This window comes from Enterobacter cloacae complex sp. 382A5 (assembly GCF_050031095.1).
Lineage (GTDB): Bacteria > Pseudomonadota > Gammaproteobacteria > Enterobacterales > Enterobacteriaceae > Enterobacter > Enterobacter cloacae.
In genome coordinates, this window is record NZ_JBLGVK010000001.1 from 3,060,759 (window position 1) to 3,077,594 (window position 16,836).

Sequence of the window (16,836 nt, forward strand, 5' to 3'; positions counted from 1 at the left end):
GATATTCCGTCCCCTGTGCCCCATGTCACAAAACAGTAAACAAATTAACCATTGAGCCCCGTGGCAAAAGGCTCTATATTGGCGGCGTTTTTTTCAGGCCCCCATCTGTTTTTTAACTTTTTATTCAATCGTGGCTCATAACGAAGCGGCGGTTGTAGGAGTGATATGATGACGGATAAAGTCCGTATTGACACCGTAGATGCCCACAAAAGCAACGAAACCTATCTGGCCCGTCAGGCCGAGTTTGAATCTAACGTCAGGAGTTATCCGCGCAAACTGCCTTTAGCCATCACTAAAGCAGAAGGCGTGTGGATCACCGATGCAGATAATAAAGAATACCTTGACTGTTTAGCAGGCGCAGGCACCCTCGCGCTTGGCCATAACCACCCTGATGTGCTGAAAAGCATCCAAAATGTCATTACCAGCGGCTTGCCGTTACATACTCTGGATCTGACTACGCCTCTGAAAGACGCGTTTTCCGAATACCTGCTTTCTCTGCTGCCTGGTCAGGGCAAAGAGTACTGCCTGCAGTTCACCGGTCCATCCGGTGCTGACGCCGTGGAAGCGGCGCTGAAGCTGGCGAAAAAAGTCACCGGCCGTAGCGGTATCATCAGCTTCTCGGGTGGTTACCACGGTATGACTCACGGTGCACTGTCCGTGACCGGTAACCTGTCTCCGAAAGAAGCGGTAGACGGTATGATGCCAGAAGTGCAGTTCATGCCTTACCCACACCAGTACCGTTGCCCACTGGGTATCGGCGGTGAAGCGGGCGTGAAAGCGCTGACCTACTACTTCGAAAACCTGATCAACGACGTTGAAAGCGGCGTGCGTAAACCTGCTGCGGTAATCCTGGAAGCCGTTCAGGGTGAAGGCGGCGTGAACCCGGCTCCGGTTGAGTGGCTGCAGCGCATCCGTAAAGTGACTCAGGAACACGGCATTCTGCTGATCCTGGACGAAGTTCAGGCAGGCTTTGCCCGTACCGGTAAATTCTTCGCGTTCGAACACGCGGGCATTGAGCCAGACATCATCGTGATGTCTAAAGCCGTTGGTGGCGGTCTGCCACTGGCTGTGCTCGGTATCAAAAAGCAGTTCGATGCATGGGCACCAGGTCACCACACCGGCACCTTCCGCGGCAACCAGCTGGCGATGGCAACCGGTCTGACGACGCTGAAGATCCTGAAAGACCAGAACATCGCTGGCAAAGTGGCTGCACAGGGCGAATGGCTGAAAGGCCAGCTGAACGAGATGGCGAAACGCTATCCGGTTATCGGCCACGTTCGCGGTCTGGGCATGATGATCGGTATTGAGATCGTTAAGCCACACGAAGCCGCTGACCACATGGGTTGCTTCCCGGGTGATGGCGAGCTGTCTGCACTGATTCAGAAGAAGTGCTTCGAAGCCGGTCTGATTCTGGAGCGCGGTGGTCGTAACGGTATCGTTCTGCGTCTGCTGCCTTCTCTGCTGATCAGCGATGATGAGCTGAAAGTCTTCCTGGATAAATTCGAGCAGGCACTGCTTGCTGCGGGCGTTCGCCCGGCGTAACCGGAGTTGTTGATTACGATGTCTGATTCAAACCCAATTTTGTTCTCCTCTGCGCAGAGCATTGAAGCTTACCAGCAGGCGATTGAACAAAGCACTCAGGCTGTGATGCAGTGGCTGAAACAGCCTGAGATGTATCAGGGCAAAACGGTCGCGGAACTGCGCGACCGCATTAAGCTGGATTTCAACCCGAAAGGGCTGGGCAACGAAGCGGCGATTGAACGCGCCGTCGAGTTTTTCCTGAAAGACAGCTTGTCCGTTCATCACCCGCAGTGTGTGGCGCACCTGCACTGCCCAAGCCTGGTCGTTAGCCAGGCGGCGGAAGTGCTGATTAACGCCACTAACCAGAGCATGGACTCCTGGGATCAAAGCCCGTCCGCAACCATTATTGAGATCAAACTGATCGAATGGCTGCGTACCCGCGTGGGTTATCAGGCTGGCGACGCGGGTGTCTTCACCAGCGGCGGCACCCAGAGCAACCTGATGGGTCTGATGCTGGCACGTGATGCATTCTTCGCACGTCAGGGCCACTCTGTCCAGCAGGATGGTCTGACGGGCGATCTGCGTAAGATCCGCGTACTGTGCTCCGAAAACGCGCACTTCTCCGTGCAGAAAAACATGGCGCTGATGGGGCTGGGTTATCAGTCCGTCGTGCAGGTGAAAACTGACGAATTCTCTCGCATGGATCTGACCGATCTGGCGGCGAAAATCGAGCAGTGCAACGCCAACGGCGAACAGATTCTGGCGATTGTCGCGACAGCCGGGACCACCGATGCCGGTGCTATTGACCCGCTGCGTGCCATTGCTGAACTGGCGGCGAAACAGAACATCTGGGTACACGTTGATGCGGCCTGGGGCGGCGCACTGCTGATGTCTGAGCAGTATCGTCACTACCTGGACGGCATTGAACTGGTGGATTCCGTTACTCTGGACTTCCACAAACAGTTCTTCCAGACCATCAGCTGCGGCGCATTCCTGCTGAAGGAAGCGCGCCACTATGAGCTGATGCGCTATCAGGCGGCTTACCTGAACTCTGAGTTCGACGAAGAAGCCGGCGTGCCGAACCTGGTTTCCAAATCGCTGCAGACCACACGCCGTTTCGACGCGCTGAAGCTGTGGATGAGCCTGGAAGCGCTGGGTCAGGAGCAATACGCGGCGATTATCGATCACGGCGTGACGCTGGCGCAGCAGGTTGCAGCTTATGTGAAAGAGCAGCCCGCTCTGGAACTGGTTATGCAGCCACAGCTGGCAAGCGTGCTGTTCCGCTTCCGTGGCGAGGTGCAGGCAGATGATGCAGGTATCGCCCTGCTGAACCAGAAAATTGGTGATGCGCTGCTGGAGTCCGGCCGTGCAAACGTCGGCGTGACCGAGCATAACGGCGTGACCTGTCTGAAGCTGACGCTGCTGAACCCAACCGTGACGCTGGAGGATATCAAAACCCTGCTGTCTCTGGTTGAGCGTACTGCGCAGGAAGTTCTGGCGAAGTAATACACAGCCCCTCTTCCACCGGAAGAGGGGCTATTTTTATAACCCTGCCCACCACATCCTGACTTTTAATCCCCAGTAGCTTGTCCAGCCCGTTGTTGTACTGACGACATTGCCTTTAGAGACCAGCACCAGCGTCGGCGTTACGCTAACCTGCCATTGCTGTGACAGCGCACCGTTTTCGTCATTAATCACCGGCATTTTCAGCTGCTTCTTTTCGACCCAGCGCGCAAGCTTAGCGTCATCACCAGAGCGCATGGCAATACTCACCACGTTCCCGCCCTCTTCTGCCAGCCTATTGACCGCAGGCGTGGTATAACGACAGATGCTGCACCAGGTCGCCCAGACGTAAATCAGCAGCGGCCGATCCTGACTGAGTGCAGCAATGTCATGTACTGAGCCATCAATACCCTGCATTGGGGTAGCGCTAAACGTGGCGGGTAATGTCGGCTTGCGGTACTGATCCACACCCCACATCACGGCCAGCGCCAGCAGTACGAGTATGATCCCTTCCCGCGCCCAGCGGCGCAGTTGGCTGAATTTGCGGTTTTCCATTGTGACCTCGTGATTTAACGAAAGTCATCTTAGCGAGCTGCGCGCCGTTTCGCTGTAAAGAAGTGTCGCCCTACCTGGTGCGTAAGGTATCAACCATCAGGGTAAAGCAGGATTCAATGAGCGGCGGCAGCGCCTGCGGGGCACGCATCAGCGCCACCGTGCGCGCCAGGGCCGGTTGCTGAAGGTGAACCACCTTAAGCTGCGGGTCCTGCAGGTGGGTGGTGTAAAGCTGAGGCAATATCCCCACGGCAAGCTTCGAGCGCACCAGCCCGTATAATGTCTCGATATAGTCCACCTGATAACGGGTCTGCAGGGACAGACGGTGGCTTTCGGCAAGCGCATTGACCAGCCGCTGAATATTGCCTTTTGAGAAGACGGCAATATCCCGGCCCACCAGCTGTTTCCAGGGAACATGTGCCGACGCGGCGAGCGGATCGTCGCAGTGCAGCACGGCCACAAACGGATCCTCCTGCAACGGGAACACGTCCAGCTGTTCGGGTACCGAGTTGTCCAGCGCCCCGATGCCAAAATCAATCTGCCCTTTCAGCAGTTGCGCCACCAGCGCATCGTTGGTCTGGTCGTGAAACTCCACCCGCAGACGTGGAAAGGCCTGCGCCAGCGTCTGCGGCAGCAGCGGAAACAGTAGCGAACTGACTGAAGGCACCAGACCGATCCGCACCGTACCGTCGCCGCCGGCCTGCACAATCTGCTGCATATCATCAAACGCCAGCTGCGCCACGCTGAGCACCCGCTGGGCGTGTGGCAGAATGGCGTGCCCCAGCTCGGTCAGCGTGACCGCCGACGCGGTACGGTTGACCAGTTTACCGCCGAGCACGGTTTCGATTTGCCGCAGGGCGCTGCTGAGCGCCGGCTGGCTGATGGCCAGTTTACTGGCGGTATCCGTAAAATGACGCAGCTGCGCCAGAGTGACAAAATACTGTAGCTGCCGAAGGGAGAGCGCAGGCAAGCGCTGCCAGGGTTCCGTCATCATTATCCATTACACGCGTCACAGAATAACCCGGGGTTATCGGGCGATAAATTTTATCAGCTGGGCAAACGTTTGCCGGGTGCATAGAGTAACGTCAATATTTCAATGCTGGAACTGTTAATTGCATGACTGCCGAAACCCGACGCCGCGCCGTGAAGGCTGCACGAGGCGAAACGCCGTTTGACCTGTTGCTTACGCATACCCGAGTTGTTGATATGGCAACCGGTGAGATCCGCGACGCGGATGTGGGCATCGTCGGCTCGCTTATCGCCAGCGTCCATCCACGCGGCAGCCGCAACGATGCGCTTGAGACGCATGACCTGAACAACCAGTTTCTCTCTCCGGGGCTAATGGACACGCATGTTCACCTTGAAAGCTCGCACCTGCTGCCCGCCCGCTACGCAGAGATCGTACTGGCGCAGGGCACCACCGCGGTGTTCTGGGATCCGCACGAGCTGGCGAACGTGCTGGGCATTGAGGGCGTCCGCTTTGCCATTGAGGCGAGCCGCAACCTGCCACTGCATGTAATGGTCGCGGCGCCATCGAGCGTCCCTTCCACACCGGGGCTGGAGATGTCCGGCGCAGACTTTGCGGGCGAAGAGATGAATACCCTGCTTGGCTGGCCCGAAGTGCGCGGCGTGGCGGAAGTGATGGACATGCACGGGGTGCTGAATGGCAGTCAGCGTATGCTGGAGATCCTGCAGGCCGGGCTGGAAAGTGGGAAGCTGATTGAAGGTCACGCGCGTGGTCTGAGCGGCGCGGATTTACAGGCGTATCTGGCGGCGGGCGTCACCTCCGATCATGAACTCACCTCCGCCGACGATGCGCTGGAAAAATTACGCGCCGGGCTGACGCTGGAGATCCGCGGCTCGCATCCTTATCTGCTGCCTGATATCGTCAGCGCGCTGAAAACGCTGCCGCATCTGTCGTCACAAATCACGGTCTGCACTGACGATGTCCCACCGGACATCCTGATGGAAAAAGGCGGAATCATCGCCCTGCTCAACCTGCTGATTGAACATGGCCTTCCGGCGACGGACGCGCTGCGGTGTGCCACCCTGAATGCTTCCCTGCGCCTGCAGCGTAACGATCTCGGGCTGATTGCCGCGGGTCGTCGTGCGGATCTGGTGGTGTTCGATTCACTGGATAAACTGACGGCTCGCCGGGTGTACGTCGCCGGAAAATGCATTGCCCGTGACGGAGCGATGATCGAGCCGATTGTTGATACGCCCCTGACGCTGCCCCGGGATACCGTGCGACTGTCGTCGCTGACCGCCAGTGATTTTTACATGCGCATCGACAACGCAAACCACGGTGTGGCGCGCCTGCGTCATATCAGCGGTGCACGTTTTACCCGCTGGGGAGAAACCGACGCCCGGGTACGTGACGGACGCGTTGAGATACCGGCTGGTTTTAGCCTGATTTGGGTTCAGCACCGCCACGCGCGCCATGCGGCAAAACCGCAAATCGCCCTGCTGGAAGGCTGGGGAGAGCTGCGGGGGGCCATTGCCACCAGCTACTCCCACGATTCACACAACCTGGTGGTACTGGGACGCAATCCTGATGACATGGCACTGGCCGCCAACACGCTGATCCAAAGCGGTGGCGGGATGGCGCTGGTCCAGAACGGGGATGTGATCGCCCATGTGGCGATGCCCATTGCGGGGATGTTGTCAGAACTCGCCCCTGCGGAACTGGCGCGCCAGTTTCGTGAATTGCGTGAACGCAGCAGCCAGATTGCCGACTGGGAGCCGCCATACAGAGTATTTAAAGCCATTGAAGGGACGTGCCTTGCCTGCAACGCCGGGCCGCATTTAACCGATCTTGGACTGACCGATGGCAGCACGCGCCAGATTGTCGATCCGCTGATTTCTTACCGGGAAACCCCGGACATCACACAATAATACCGAAGGAGAGCCGGATAATGGCCGACAATACCGTTAATTCGCCAGCACCAGGGAACTGGCTTGAACGTCGTTTTGCACTGCATACGCGCGGCAGTACCGTGCGCACAGAGTGTCTGGCCGGTCTCACCGGTTTTCTCGCCGCCGCCTATTTGCTGGTGGTCATCCCGGGGCTTCTCGCCGTGGGCGGGATGGATAAAGGCGCGGCGACCACCGGTACCATTTTGGTGTTTGTGGCCGGTACGCTGCTGATGGCGTTTTACGCCAACCTGCCGTTTATTGTTGGGCCAGGCATTGGTGGCTCGGTGCTGGTTGGGGTAACGCTGGCGGGCAGTGAAGGCATCGGCTGGCAAATTGGTCTGGGCATTGCCTGCTGGTCGGGAATTTTGTTCTTCCTGCTCACCCGTTTTGGCCTGCGAGAGGTTGTGACCCGCTCCGTACCGCAGTCCATCAAACTGGGACTGACGGCCTCTATCGGTCTTTTTGTCGCCGTACTGGGCTTTCGCAATGCCGGGCTGGTGCTGGCTAACGCAAAAACGAACGCGCTGATGCTGGGTGATTTTCTCTCGCCAGGCGCGCTGGTGGCGCTCAGCGGCCTGTTCCTCGCCATTGCCCTGCAGGCGCGTCGCATTCCGGGCGCCATTTTGTGGGCCATTTTGTTTGCCACTCTCGTGGGCATTCCGATGGGGGTGACCCACCTTCCTGCCAGCTTTATTGATATGCCTCACTCACTGACGCCGGTGCTGGGTCATATCGACATGCTGGGCGCGCTGAATATTGCCTTCCTGCCGTTCCTGTTTGTCTTTTTCGCATCGGAGTTTTTCTCCATCATGGGCACCACGCTGGCGGTGGGAGGTGAAGCCGGGCTGCTGGATGAAGAGGGCAATATGGCAAACATCAATCGCCCGTTTATGGTGGACTCGATTGCCGCCGCGATTGGCCCGTGGGTGGGTATTCCTGCCGCCACGGCGCTGATTGAATCCTCCGCGGCCGCAGAAGCGGGGGGGAAAACCGGCATGACGGCGCTGGCCGCTGCGGTTATGTTCCTGCTGATGCTGCTGTTTACGCCCGTTGCGCTCATGATCCCAAAAGAAGCCACCGCCCCTGCCCTGATCCTGATCGGCCTGAATATGTTCAGCGGCCTGCGTAAGGTGGATCTGGCAAACTTCACCGACGGGCTGCCGGTGCTGATGATGGTAATGATTACTCTGATTGCCAACAGCTTCGGGACAGGGATTGCGGGAGGGCTGCTGTTTTACATCGTCATTAAAGCGATTGCAGGAAAATGGCGAGAAATCCCCGTTGGTCTTTGGATCCTCGCCATTCCGCTGGTGTATTACTTTGCCACGCTGGTGAAGCACTAATCCTTGCGCGGTTGCCGTGTCGGGCGTTGGCCATACTCGTAATGGCCATAGCCTGCACGGTAATACAGCGCTGCCGATTTCACTACATCGTTCAGCACGGTGCCGTTGATATGCGCCCCCGTTTGCTGCAAACGCTTAATGCTGTTCTCCATCTCTTTGAGGCTGGTTTTACCATAGCGGGCCACCAGCAGCGAGGTGGCGGCCACCGGGGCAGCCACTGAGGCGTCGGTTACGGCCAGCACCGGCGGGGTATCGAGGATCACAAGATCATAATGCTCGTCTGCCCAGGTCATTAACGCCCTGAAGCGTTCGCTCATCAGCAGTTCAGAGGGGCGTAACGGAACCGGCCCGCAGGTCAGTACATCAATGTTGCCTTTCTCATAGCGCTGAATCGCCGCCTGGAAATGACATTTTCCGTCAAGCACGTCGGAAAGCCCGGTATGGTTTTTCAGATCGAAGATGTTGTGTACATAGCCTTCGCGCATATCCGCATCAATGAATAACACCCTGAGCCCGGCCTGCGCCTCAATCGCGGCCAGCGAGGTGCTGACAAGGGTTTTACCGCAGTCCTGCGTTGGGCCTGAAATCATCACGATCCGGTTAGCGGCATCCTGCAAGGTGAAATGCAGGCTGGTGCGCAGCCCCCGTGCGGCCTCGACAAAAACATCCGCAGGCCGATCAACCGGCAGGAAAGGGACACCGACAATCTTGTGTCTCCAGCGTGAGCCAAAAACACGTTTTTTACGCAGATTGGTTTTTTTCCACAGCCACAGGGAACGGGGCAAGGTGGCCATCACCTGTACGCCAAGCCCTTCCAGTTGCTCGGAGGTGTTGATGCCGCGTCTGAGCGCCATGCGGACCAGGACCAGCCCCATTGAGCATATCAGCCCCAACAAGATGCCTAAGACGATGACCACCAGCTTTCGCGGTTTGATGGGATCGGGTTGCGTCACCGCACTGTCGATAATTCGCACGTTACCAATGGCGCTGGAGCGCGAAATGTTCAGCTCCTGCTGACGGGTGAGGAGCTGCAAATAGATGGTGCGGCCTGACTCCACATCCCGACTGAGGCGCAAAATGTCCTGCTGAGTCGATGGCATGGCGGCGACACGCTGATTAAGGCGAACCTTCTCCTGCTCAAGCGTCTGACGCTTTTCACGCAAGGCGCGGTAGTTCGGGTGCTCTTTCTTGAACAGCTGAGAAATCTCCGCCTCACGAAACGTCAGCTCGTTGAGCTGGTTTTCGATATTCACAATCTGCTCGAGAACCGATTTCGCTTCCAGGGAGAGATCCACCGAGTCACGCTGTTTGCGATACTGATTCAGCCGCTCTTCAGCCAGATCCAGTTCGCTTCTGATTTTAGGCAATTGCTTCTGCAAAAATGCAAGACTGCGGGCATCCTGTGCTTCCTGGCGCGCAATGTTTTGCTGCAGATAGTTGTTGGCAATCCGGTCAAGCACATGCGCAATGCGCTCAGGATCGTTTCCGGTCAGCGTGAGCGTCAGCACCCCACTCTGCTTTGCCGATTCAACGACGCTAAATTGGGTGCTGAGCGTATTGATAGCTTCCAGACGGGTGCTGTTTTGCACCGTGAATTGCGTGCCCGTTGGCGCATTCATTTTCACCACCAACAGTGAAACGCCGGCTTTTTCCAGCGGTTTCCCTTCCCTGCCCTCGGCATAAAAGTTATCCCCCTCCAGCCGGTATGCCCCTTTTTCCAGCACAGTGAGCACAAGGGTGCGAGGCTTTCCTTCAACAGGGGGAAGTTGCAGCCAGCCAAGGGCAACCGTCGCCGGTTTACGGCCCTGCAACCGTGCCCACAGACGTCCCACTACCGGGAACGTACGCTGCGTCACGTGCTGCGTTAGGCCTAATTCATCGACGGTTGCGCCCAGGATCATCCGCGATTTAAGCAGAAGAATTTCAGGTTCGACATCGGGAGACATCTCACTCCCAAACTGCCTTAAATTTTTGAGCAGGCTGTTATCCTGCTTTCCTTCTACCTGGATTAAGGCATCAGCGCGATAAACGGGCGTGGCCAGAAAGGCATACAGCCCCGCCAGCAGGGTGAACAGGAAAGTTATCGATAAAATGACTGCACGGTGATCGATCACCTCGCCGAGCAGGCTAATGAGATCGATTTCATGATTCTCCGGTGCTGCCGCACCGTAACTGTCTGTTGTGTAAGACGACATTAACGCTTCATTCCTTGTTGACTCAAACGATGAGCCCATTCCTGACTGGCTTTGCCCAGCAGACCGAAAACATAATCGAACGCTTCACGACTTTTACAATAGGGATCGGGGATGTCCTGCGGCCCCAGCCATTGCCCAAAAAGCAGCGATTTGCCGCGAATTTCCGGGGCCATGTCAGAGATAAAGCGAAGATGCGCAGGCTCCATCACCAGAATCAGATCCGATTCCCGCATGATCTGCGGGGTCAGTTTGCGGGCGCGATGTCCCTCAAGTGAGATCCCATGCCGCCTGGCCACGTCCTGAGCGCTGACATCCGCCGGGCTGCCCTCCAGCCCATAGATACCTGCCGAGGTTATCCGTTTTCCCGGTAGCAGCTGGCGCAACAGCCGCTCGCCAATCGGCGAGCGACAAATATTGCCGGTGCAGACCACTAAGATGGAATCAAACATTATTGCGGCCACGATCTGATGTAACGGACCGTTTCGGTCAAGTCATGAACGCCACTGATGGTCGGCACGAGCTGCGTAATGACGCGATTCCAGCGTGACAGCGGTGCCGTGGTAACGTAGACAATGTCGTACGGCTCAAGCTGGAATTCGGTGCCCAACACCATTGCGGAGGCATCCTGCGCGTTAAGCTGATAAATGTTGGCAATTTTTCCCGCGTCGTTGCCTTTGGCAATGGAGCGAATGACAAAAATGCCCGTCGCATCGGCCATATCCTGATTCAGGCCGCCCGCATTGCTCAGCGCTTCAGCAAGGGTCATTCCGCTCCTGTCCATCTTGAGCGTGCTCTGCTTAATCACCTCCCCCATCACGAAGACTTTCAGGGCGTCATTACGAGGCACAAAAAGGATATCGCCCGGATAGAGCAGCTTATTTTGCGTCAGGTCGCCGTGCTGCATCAGCGCATACAGAGAGAGGCGCGAATCTTTCCCCTCGTGAGTGAGAACCACATTGCGCCAGTCCGCATCGGCAGAAAGCCCGCCTGCCGCGTTGACGGCATCCATGACCGTTAGGGGAATATTGGTGATTGCCTGCTGACCAGATTTGACGACTTCGCCAGTGACATAGGCCTTTTGCGAGCGGAAGGCAGCCACGCTGACGTCAACCTGCGGGCTTTCGATCACGCTATCCAGCCGTTTGGCGATCTCTTCCCTGACTTCAGAGACCGTTTTTCCCGCCACCGGGAGTTTGCCGACATAGGGATAGAAGAGCGTACCGTCGGCGTTGACCCAGTTGCCGGTGTCACTGGCACTGCGATACTGTCCGGCCGGTGTTGTCAGTTCAGGGTGATCCCAGACGGTTACGGTCAAAATATCACCGGTTCCAATGCGGTACTCCCAGTTTCTGACCTGCTCATCGAGCTTAGGATTAGACTGAGATTTGGTGACGGCAGGGCGCAATTTCTCAATCAATGAAGGGGTAACAGGATAGAGATCCACGCGCTTATCTAAATTATTATTTTCATCACCCGACGTAATGACGTTTTTTCCCGCTGAGCTTAATGTTTGCCCGGGAGAAAATACGCAGCCCGTCAACTGACTTATCGCTAAGAATATTACAGATAATGTGGTTGTGTTTTTCATTAGAATTAATATTTCATTCATGAGCGCAAAAAACGCATAACAGGCCATTCCGGAAGAATCGCCTACTTTTTCAATATGCTGTTTTTCAAGCAATTACGTAAAATTACACATCACTGAATGATGTGTAGAATGAACTGAAGGACCGGAACCACGTAGAATTGAGAATTAAACCGCTCCGCTTTTAGAAGTTTAAATCGTCTTCAAATGAAATGCATGCATTTCAGGTCACAAATTTAGAGTAAACTTATATTTTCAGAATTAATTAAAAAAAATATTTCCGTTCTGAATAAGTCCTAGGAAATAATATTCATAAACAAAATAGTATTAACCGTTTGATCTACACAAAACCGTCCACTTTTGTTACATTTTTTTTCTAACAGGCTCTGCTGGGATACTTAAAATAGGCTGTCTGCCATATCGTCAACACAGCAGGCTGAGCGTATCAGTAACGGTATAACTGGAGAAAAAATGGCTAAGCGTACATGGCTGCTTCTGGGTGTAGTAATGTCTCTTGCGAGCGCGGCTTCGGCAGCCCCGCAAACGGCGTCAGCATCTGGCGGCATCAAAGCTTATGAAGAACGAGAGTTCATTGCTGATTTCACGAAGTTCAAAATTGGCGACACGGCTCCGGCGCTGTATCAAACCCCTGAATACACCATCAAACAGTATCAACTGCGTAACCTCCCGGCGCCGGATGCGGGTACGCACTGGACCTATATGGGCGAGAACTATGTCCTGATCGGCGATGCCGACGGTAAGATCTATAAAGCCTATAACGGAGATATCTTCTATCATCGCTGATACCGTCCATATTCGGCCGTGGCAGGAGAGCGATCGTCCTTTCCTGCGCACCCTTTACCTGCATGCCCGCCGCGAGGCGTGGCCGTGGCTGAACGGTGCAGAATGGCAACTCGAAGATTTTGACGAGGCAACCCGAGACGAAGTGATTTGGGTTGCTGTACAGAACGGCCATCGTGTGGGCTTTGCGTCAGTCTGGACGAATGATAACTTTCTGCACAATCTGTTCGTTGATCCGCAGTATCAGAGCCTGGGTGTTGGCCGTTTGCTGCTGGAACAGGTACAAAAAACGTTTACCAGTACGGGGGCGTTAAAGTGTCTGGTGAGAAACGAACGGGCTATCGCGTTTTATCAGCGTCATGGCTGGCACATCGAGGCAACGGGGGATTCTCCGGAGGGAGAGTATTATCTGATGCATTACCGATTGCGTTAATGTCGGGTGGCGGCTTCGCCTTACCCGACCTACATGATGGTGCCATTTGTAGGCCGGGTAAGCGAAGCGCCACCCGGCACTCAAGCGCAGAAGAATTACACCGCGCGGAAGGCGATTTCGCCAGGAATGACTTCACCCTGCCAGTAAAGCTGCGCCGCAACGCGCCCCGCCAGCTGACGGTACAACTCCGCAAACTCACTGTCCGGGCGGTTGATGACCGTCGGTTTCCCGCTATCCAGATCTTCACGCAGCGTGATGTGCAGCGGCATCTGTCCCAGCAGCTGGGTGTGGTACTGCGCCGCCAGTTTTTCTGCACCGCCGGTGCCGAAGATAGGCTCGTGATGACCACAGTTGCTGCAGATGTGCATGCTCATGTTCTCGACGATACCGAGCACAGGCACCTCGACTTTCTCAAACATCACGATGCCTTTTTTGGCGTCGATCAGCGCGATATCCTGCGGCGTGGTGACAACAACCGCCCCGGTGACGGGGATGTTCTGCGCCAGCGTCAGCTGGATATCACCAGTACCCGGCGGCATATCCAGCACCAGATAATCCAGATCCGGCCACAGTGTCTCCTGCAGCATCTGCATCAGCGCTTTGCTGGCCATTGGACCACGCCAGACCATCGCATTGTCATCAGTCACCAGATAACCGATGGAATTCGTTGCCAGACCGTGCGCCATGATTGGCGCCATGTGGGTTCCATCTGGCGAGGTTGGACGCTGGTTTTCTGCGCCCAGCATGTTGGGAATTGACGGCCCGTAGATATCCGCATCCAGAATACCAACCTTCGCCCCTTCGGCCGCCAGCGCGAGCGCCAGGTTGACGGCGGTAGACGATTTCCCCACCCCGCCCTTGCCGGAGCTGACGGCGATGATGTTTTTCACACCGTTAACGCCGGGCTGGTTTTTCACCCGCTTGAGGGTGGCGATACTGTGGCTCAGCTTCCAGTCAATCGCTTTTGCACCGGTAATGCGCAGCAGCTCCGAGCTGGTTTGCTCTTTCAGCGCGTCGAAGGCGCTGGTCCAGACGAACGGCATCTGCAGCTCGATGTGCAGCGTATCGTCCAGCCATGCGACATGGTGCAACGCTTTCAGCGTAGTGAGATTGTGCTTCAGGGTTGGATGCTGAAAGTTAGCCAGCGTCCCGGCGACCATTGCTCGTAAGGCTTCCGGTGATTTGGCCTGGGATTGCGAACTCATCCCGACTCCTTTGTTCTTGTGAATAAGACCTTAGATGAACAAGTTTACCTGAAAGGCCGTGGTTTGTGCTTACTTAATAATGCCCCTTTTGGTAATATCAAAAACCCTTTTCACAGTTAAAAGAAGTAATGCCTACTATGACTCAAGTCGCGAAAAAAATTCTGGTAACGTGCGCACTGCCGTACGCCAACGGCTCAATCCACCTCGGCCACATGCTGGAGCATATCCAGGCTGATGTCTGGGTCCGTTACCAGCGAATGCGCGGCCACGAGGTTAACTTCATCTGCGCGGACGATGCCCACGGCACGCCGATCATGCTGAAAGCCCAGCAGCTGGGTGTTTCCCCGGAGCAGATGATTGCCGAAATGAGTCAGGAGCATCAGACCGATTTTGCTGGCTTTGACATCAGCTATGACAACTACCACTCCACGCACAGCGAGGAGAACCGCGAGCTGTCAACGCTTATCTACACCCGTCTGAAAGAGAACGGTTTTATTAAAAACCGCACTATTTCTCAGCTGTACGATCCGGAAAAAGGCATGTTCCTGCCGGACCGTTTCGTCAAAGGCACCTGCCCGAAATGTAAATCACCGGATCAGTACGGCGATAACTGCGAAGTATGCGGCGCTACCTATAGCCCGACAGAGCTGATCGACCCGAAATCGGTGGTCTCCGGCGCCACGCCTGTGATGCGTGACTCCGAGCACTTCTTCTTCGACCTGCCATCCTTTAGCGAAATGCTGCAGGCGTGGACCCGCAGCGGCGCGCTGCAGGAGCAGGTAGCGAACAAAATGCAGGAGTGGTTCGAATCCGGCCTGCAGCAGTGGGATATCTCCCGCGATGCGCCCTACTTTGGTTTCGAAATTCCAAATGCACCGGGCAAATATTTCTACGTCTGGCTGGACGCGCCAATCGGCTACATGGGCTCCTTCAAGAACCTGTGCGACAAGCGTGGCGACACCGTCAGCTTCGACGAATACTGGAAGAAAGATTCCACCGCCGAGCTGTATCACTTCATCGGCAAAGACATCGTTTACTTCCACAGCCTGTTCTGGCCGGCAATGCTGGAAGGCAGCAACTTCCGCAAGCCAACCAACCTGTTTGTTCACGGCTACGTGACGGTGAACGGCGCGAAGATGTCCAAATCGCGTGGGACGTTTATCAAAGCCAGCACATGGCTGAACCACTTTGATGCGGACAGCCTGCGTTATTATTACGCGGCGAAGCTCTCTTCCCGCATCGACGATATCGACCTGAACCTGGAAGATTTCGTGCAGCGCGTGAACGCGGACATCGTGAACAAGGTGGTGAACCTGGCGTCCCGAAACGCGGGCTTTATCGCCAAGCGTTTTGACGGCGTGCTTTCTGCCGAGCTGGCCGATCCTGAGCTGTATAAAACCTTCACCGATGCCGCCGCTGCGGTTGGCGAAGCCTGGGAAAGCCGTGAATTCGGTAAAGCAATTCGTGAAATCATGGCGCTGGCCGATGTTGCCAACCGCTATGTGGACGAGCAGGCCCCGTGGGTTGTCGCGAAACAGGAAGGCCGCGACGCTGACCTGCAGGCGATCTGCACCATGGGTCTGAACATGTTCCGCGTGCTTATGACCTGGCTGAAGCCTGTACTGCCGCAGCTGGCAGCGCGTGCAGAAGCGTTCCTGAACACCGAACTGAGCTGGGATGCAATCCAGCAACCGCTGCTTGGCCACAAGGTGAATACCTTCAAGGCGCTCTACAATCGCATCGAAATGAAACAGGTTGAAGCCCTGGTGGAAGCCTCGAAAGAAGAGGTGAAAGCAGCTGCCGCACCGGTGACCGGCCCGCTGGCAGACGATCCGATTCAGGAGACCATCACCTTTGACGATTTCGCTAAAGTTGACCTGCGCGTGGCGCTGATTGAAAACGCGGAATTCGTGGAAGGCTCTGACAAGCTGCTGCGCCTGACGCTGGATCTGGGCGGTGAGAAGCGTAACGTCTTCTCCGGCATCCGTTCTGCCTATCCTGATCCGCAGGTACTGATTGGCCGTCAGACCGTCATGGTCGCGAACCTGGCACCGCGTAAAATGCGCTTCGGCATCTCTGAGGGGATGGTGATGGCCGCAGGTCCTGGCGGGAAAGATATCTTCCTGTTAAGCCCTGACGAAGGCGCGAAGCCGGGTCAGCAGGTGAAATAACAAAAAAAGCCGGAGATTATCTCCGGCTTTTTTTGTTCTCCCTCTCGCACAGAGAGAGGGCCGGGATGAGGGCATCAGGCCGCACCCATTCCGCAATCACGCCTTCGTATTATGCACCCGGTGGGTCAGCCCACGCAGGAAGTTACGCAGAAACTGGTCGCCGCACTCGCGGTAATTTTTGTGGCCCGGCGCACGCATCATGGCGGTCACTTCCGGCACGGATACACGGTATTTTTGCTCCGTCATGATCGCCACAATATCATCCGTTTTCAGCGAGAACGCGATACGCAGCTTTTTCAGCACCGTGTTGTTGTCCACCCGACGCTCCAGCGCCAGTTCAGGTGCAGAATCATCTTTGCCACGCTTATCGTAGATCAGGCCGTTCAGGAAGCCTGACAGGATAATGTCAGGGCAGCGAACAAACCCCTCTTCGTCCTCTTTGGTCATCCAGGTGTCAAAACCAGCAGAGGTGGATTCCATGGCAGACAGCGCAAGAATGCGCACCATGTCGTTGTTGTTTGCTTTCAGGGTGTAGCGCAGGCTACGAAGAATATCATTACTAAGCATGAGTGCCTTTAACTGTCGATGATGCAATGGCGCGCAGTGTACCA

Annotated in this window: 14 protein-coding genes; 7 read left to right on the forward strand and 7 right to left on the reverse strand. The window is 55.9% G+C overall.

Features of this window, described 5'->3' with window-relative positions; translation table 11 throughout:
- Nucleotides 1-165: 165 nt before the first annotated feature.
- Entirely contained in the window at nucleotides 166-1,542 is a 1,377-nt protein-coding gene (locus ACQG2G_RS14445) for a diaminobutyrate--2-oxoglutarate transaminase (protein WP_013097916.1), read from the forward strand.
- 18 nt (nucleotides 1,543-1,560) lie between these two features.
- Nucleotides 1,561-3,027, forward strand: a complete 1,467-nt coding sequence (locus tag ACQG2G_RS14450; protein WP_013097917.1) for a pyridoxal phosphate-dependent decarboxylase family protein — start codon at nucleotides 1,561-1,563, stop codon at nucleotides 3,025-3,027.
- Between the two features lie 36 nt (nucleotides 3,028-3,063).
- Here ACQG2G_RS14450 and ACQG2G_RS14455 read toward each other — a convergent pair whose 3' ends face one another.
- Nucleotides 3,064-3,579 carry a protein disulfide oxidoreductase gene (locus ACQG2G_RS14455; protein ID WP_020690158.1) on the reverse strand — a complete coding sequence of 172 codons (516 nt, stop codon included), beginning with the start codon at nucleotides 3,577-3,579 and terminating at the stop codon, nucleotides 3,064-3,066.
- A 70-nt stretch (nucleotides 3,580-3,649) separates the two neighbouring features.
- Entirely contained in the window at nucleotides 3,650-4,570 is a 921-nt protein-coding gene (locus tag ACQG2G_RS14460) for a LysR family transcriptional regulator (protein ID WP_162780648.1), read from the reverse strand.
- A gap of 122 nt (nucleotides 4,571-4,692) precedes the next feature.
- Here ACQG2G_RS14460 and ACQG2G_RS14465 point away from each other — a divergent pair, with 122 nt between their 5' ends.
- Both ACQG2G_RS14465 and ACQG2G_RS14470 read left to right on the forward strand, forming a co-directional pair.
- Entirely contained in the window at nucleotides 4,693-6,471 is a 1,779-nt protein-coding gene (locus ACQG2G_RS14465; protein WP_248766576.1) for an adenine deaminase, read from the forward strand.
- Between the two features lie 20 nt (nucleotides 6,472-6,491).
- A complete protein-coding gene (locus ACQG2G_RS14470) occupies nucleotides 6,492-7,835 on the forward strand; it encodes an NCS2 family permease (RefSeq protein WP_248766577.1) in 1,344 nt (447 codons plus the stop codon).
- On the opposite strand, the gene etk is transcribed toward ACQG2G_RS14470, so the two are convergent.
- From etk to ACQG2G_RS14485, 3 genes are read right to left on the reverse strand one after another with little or no spacing between them, the layout of a single operon-like run.
- Nucleotides 7,832-10,030, reverse strand: a complete 2,199-nt coding sequence (gene etk, locus ACQG2G_RS14475; RefSeq protein WP_248766578.1) for a tyrosine-protein kinase — start codon at nucleotides 10,028-10,030, stop codon at nucleotides 7,832-7,834. The two genes, ACQG2G_RS14470 and etk, sit on opposite strands and share 4 nt — an antisense overlap.
- A complete protein-coding gene (locus ACQG2G_RS14480) occupies nucleotides 10,030-10,479 on the reverse strand; it encodes a protein-tyrosine-phosphatase (protein ID WP_013097923.1) in 450 nt (149 codons plus the stop codon). Before ACQG2G_RS14480 ends, etk begins: the two co-directional genes overlap by 1 nt.
- Nucleotides 10,479-11,618 carry a polysaccharide export protein gene (locus ACQG2G_RS14485; protein ID WP_023622076.1) on the reverse strand — a complete coding sequence of 380 codons (1,140 nt, stop codon included), beginning with the start codon at nucleotides 11,616-11,618 and terminating at the stop codon, nucleotides 10,479-10,481. Before ACQG2G_RS14485 ends, ACQG2G_RS14480 begins: the two co-directional genes overlap by 1 nt.
- Before the next feature lie 468 nt (nucleotides 11,619-12,086).
- Here ACQG2G_RS14485 and ACQG2G_RS14490 point away from each other — a divergent pair, with 468 nt between their 5' ends.
- Nucleotides 12,087-12,419 (forward strand): RcnB family protein, encoded by a 333-nt coding sequence (locus tag ACQG2G_RS14490; RefSeq protein WP_061771882.1) that lies wholly within the window; start codon nucleotides 12,087-12,089, stop codon nucleotides 12,417-12,419.
- Nucleotides 12,364-12,849 (forward strand): GNAT family N-acetyltransferase, encoded by a 486-nt coding sequence (locus ACQG2G_RS14495; protein ID WP_028028119.1) that lies wholly within the window; start codon nucleotides 12,364-12,366, stop codon nucleotides 12,847-12,849. Before ACQG2G_RS14490 ends, ACQG2G_RS14495 begins: the two co-directional genes overlap by 56 nt.
- Before the next feature lie 95 nt (nucleotides 12,850-12,944).
- Here ACQG2G_RS14495 and apbC read toward each other — a convergent pair whose 3' ends face one another.
- Nucleotides 12,945-14,054: an iron-sulfur cluster carrier protein ApbC gene (apbC, locus tag ACQG2G_RS14500; RefSeq protein WP_013097927.1), complete on the reverse strand. Its 1,110-nt coding sequence runs from the start codon at nucleotides 14,052-14,054 to the stop codon at nucleotides 12,945-12,947.
- Nucleotides 14,055-14,191: 137 nt separating this feature from the next.
- Between apbC and metG the strand changes: the two genes are divergently transcribed.
- Nucleotides 14,192-16,225 carry a methionine--tRNA ligase gene (gene metG / locus ACQG2G_RS14505; protein ID WP_023619774.1) on the forward strand — a complete coding sequence of 678 codons (2,034 nt, stop codon included), beginning with the start codon at nucleotides 14,192-14,194 and terminating at the stop codon, nucleotides 16,223-16,225.
- Between the two features lie 96 nt (nucleotides 16,226-16,321).
- On the opposite strand, the gene ACQG2G_RS14510 is transcribed toward metG, so the two are convergent.
- Nucleotides 16,322-16,792, reverse strand: a complete 471-nt coding sequence (locus ACQG2G_RS14510) for a DUF1456 family protein (RefSeq protein WP_020690148.1) — start codon at nucleotides 16,790-16,792, stop codon at nucleotides 16,322-16,324.
- Nucleotides 16,793-16,836 lie beyond the last annotated feature (44 nt).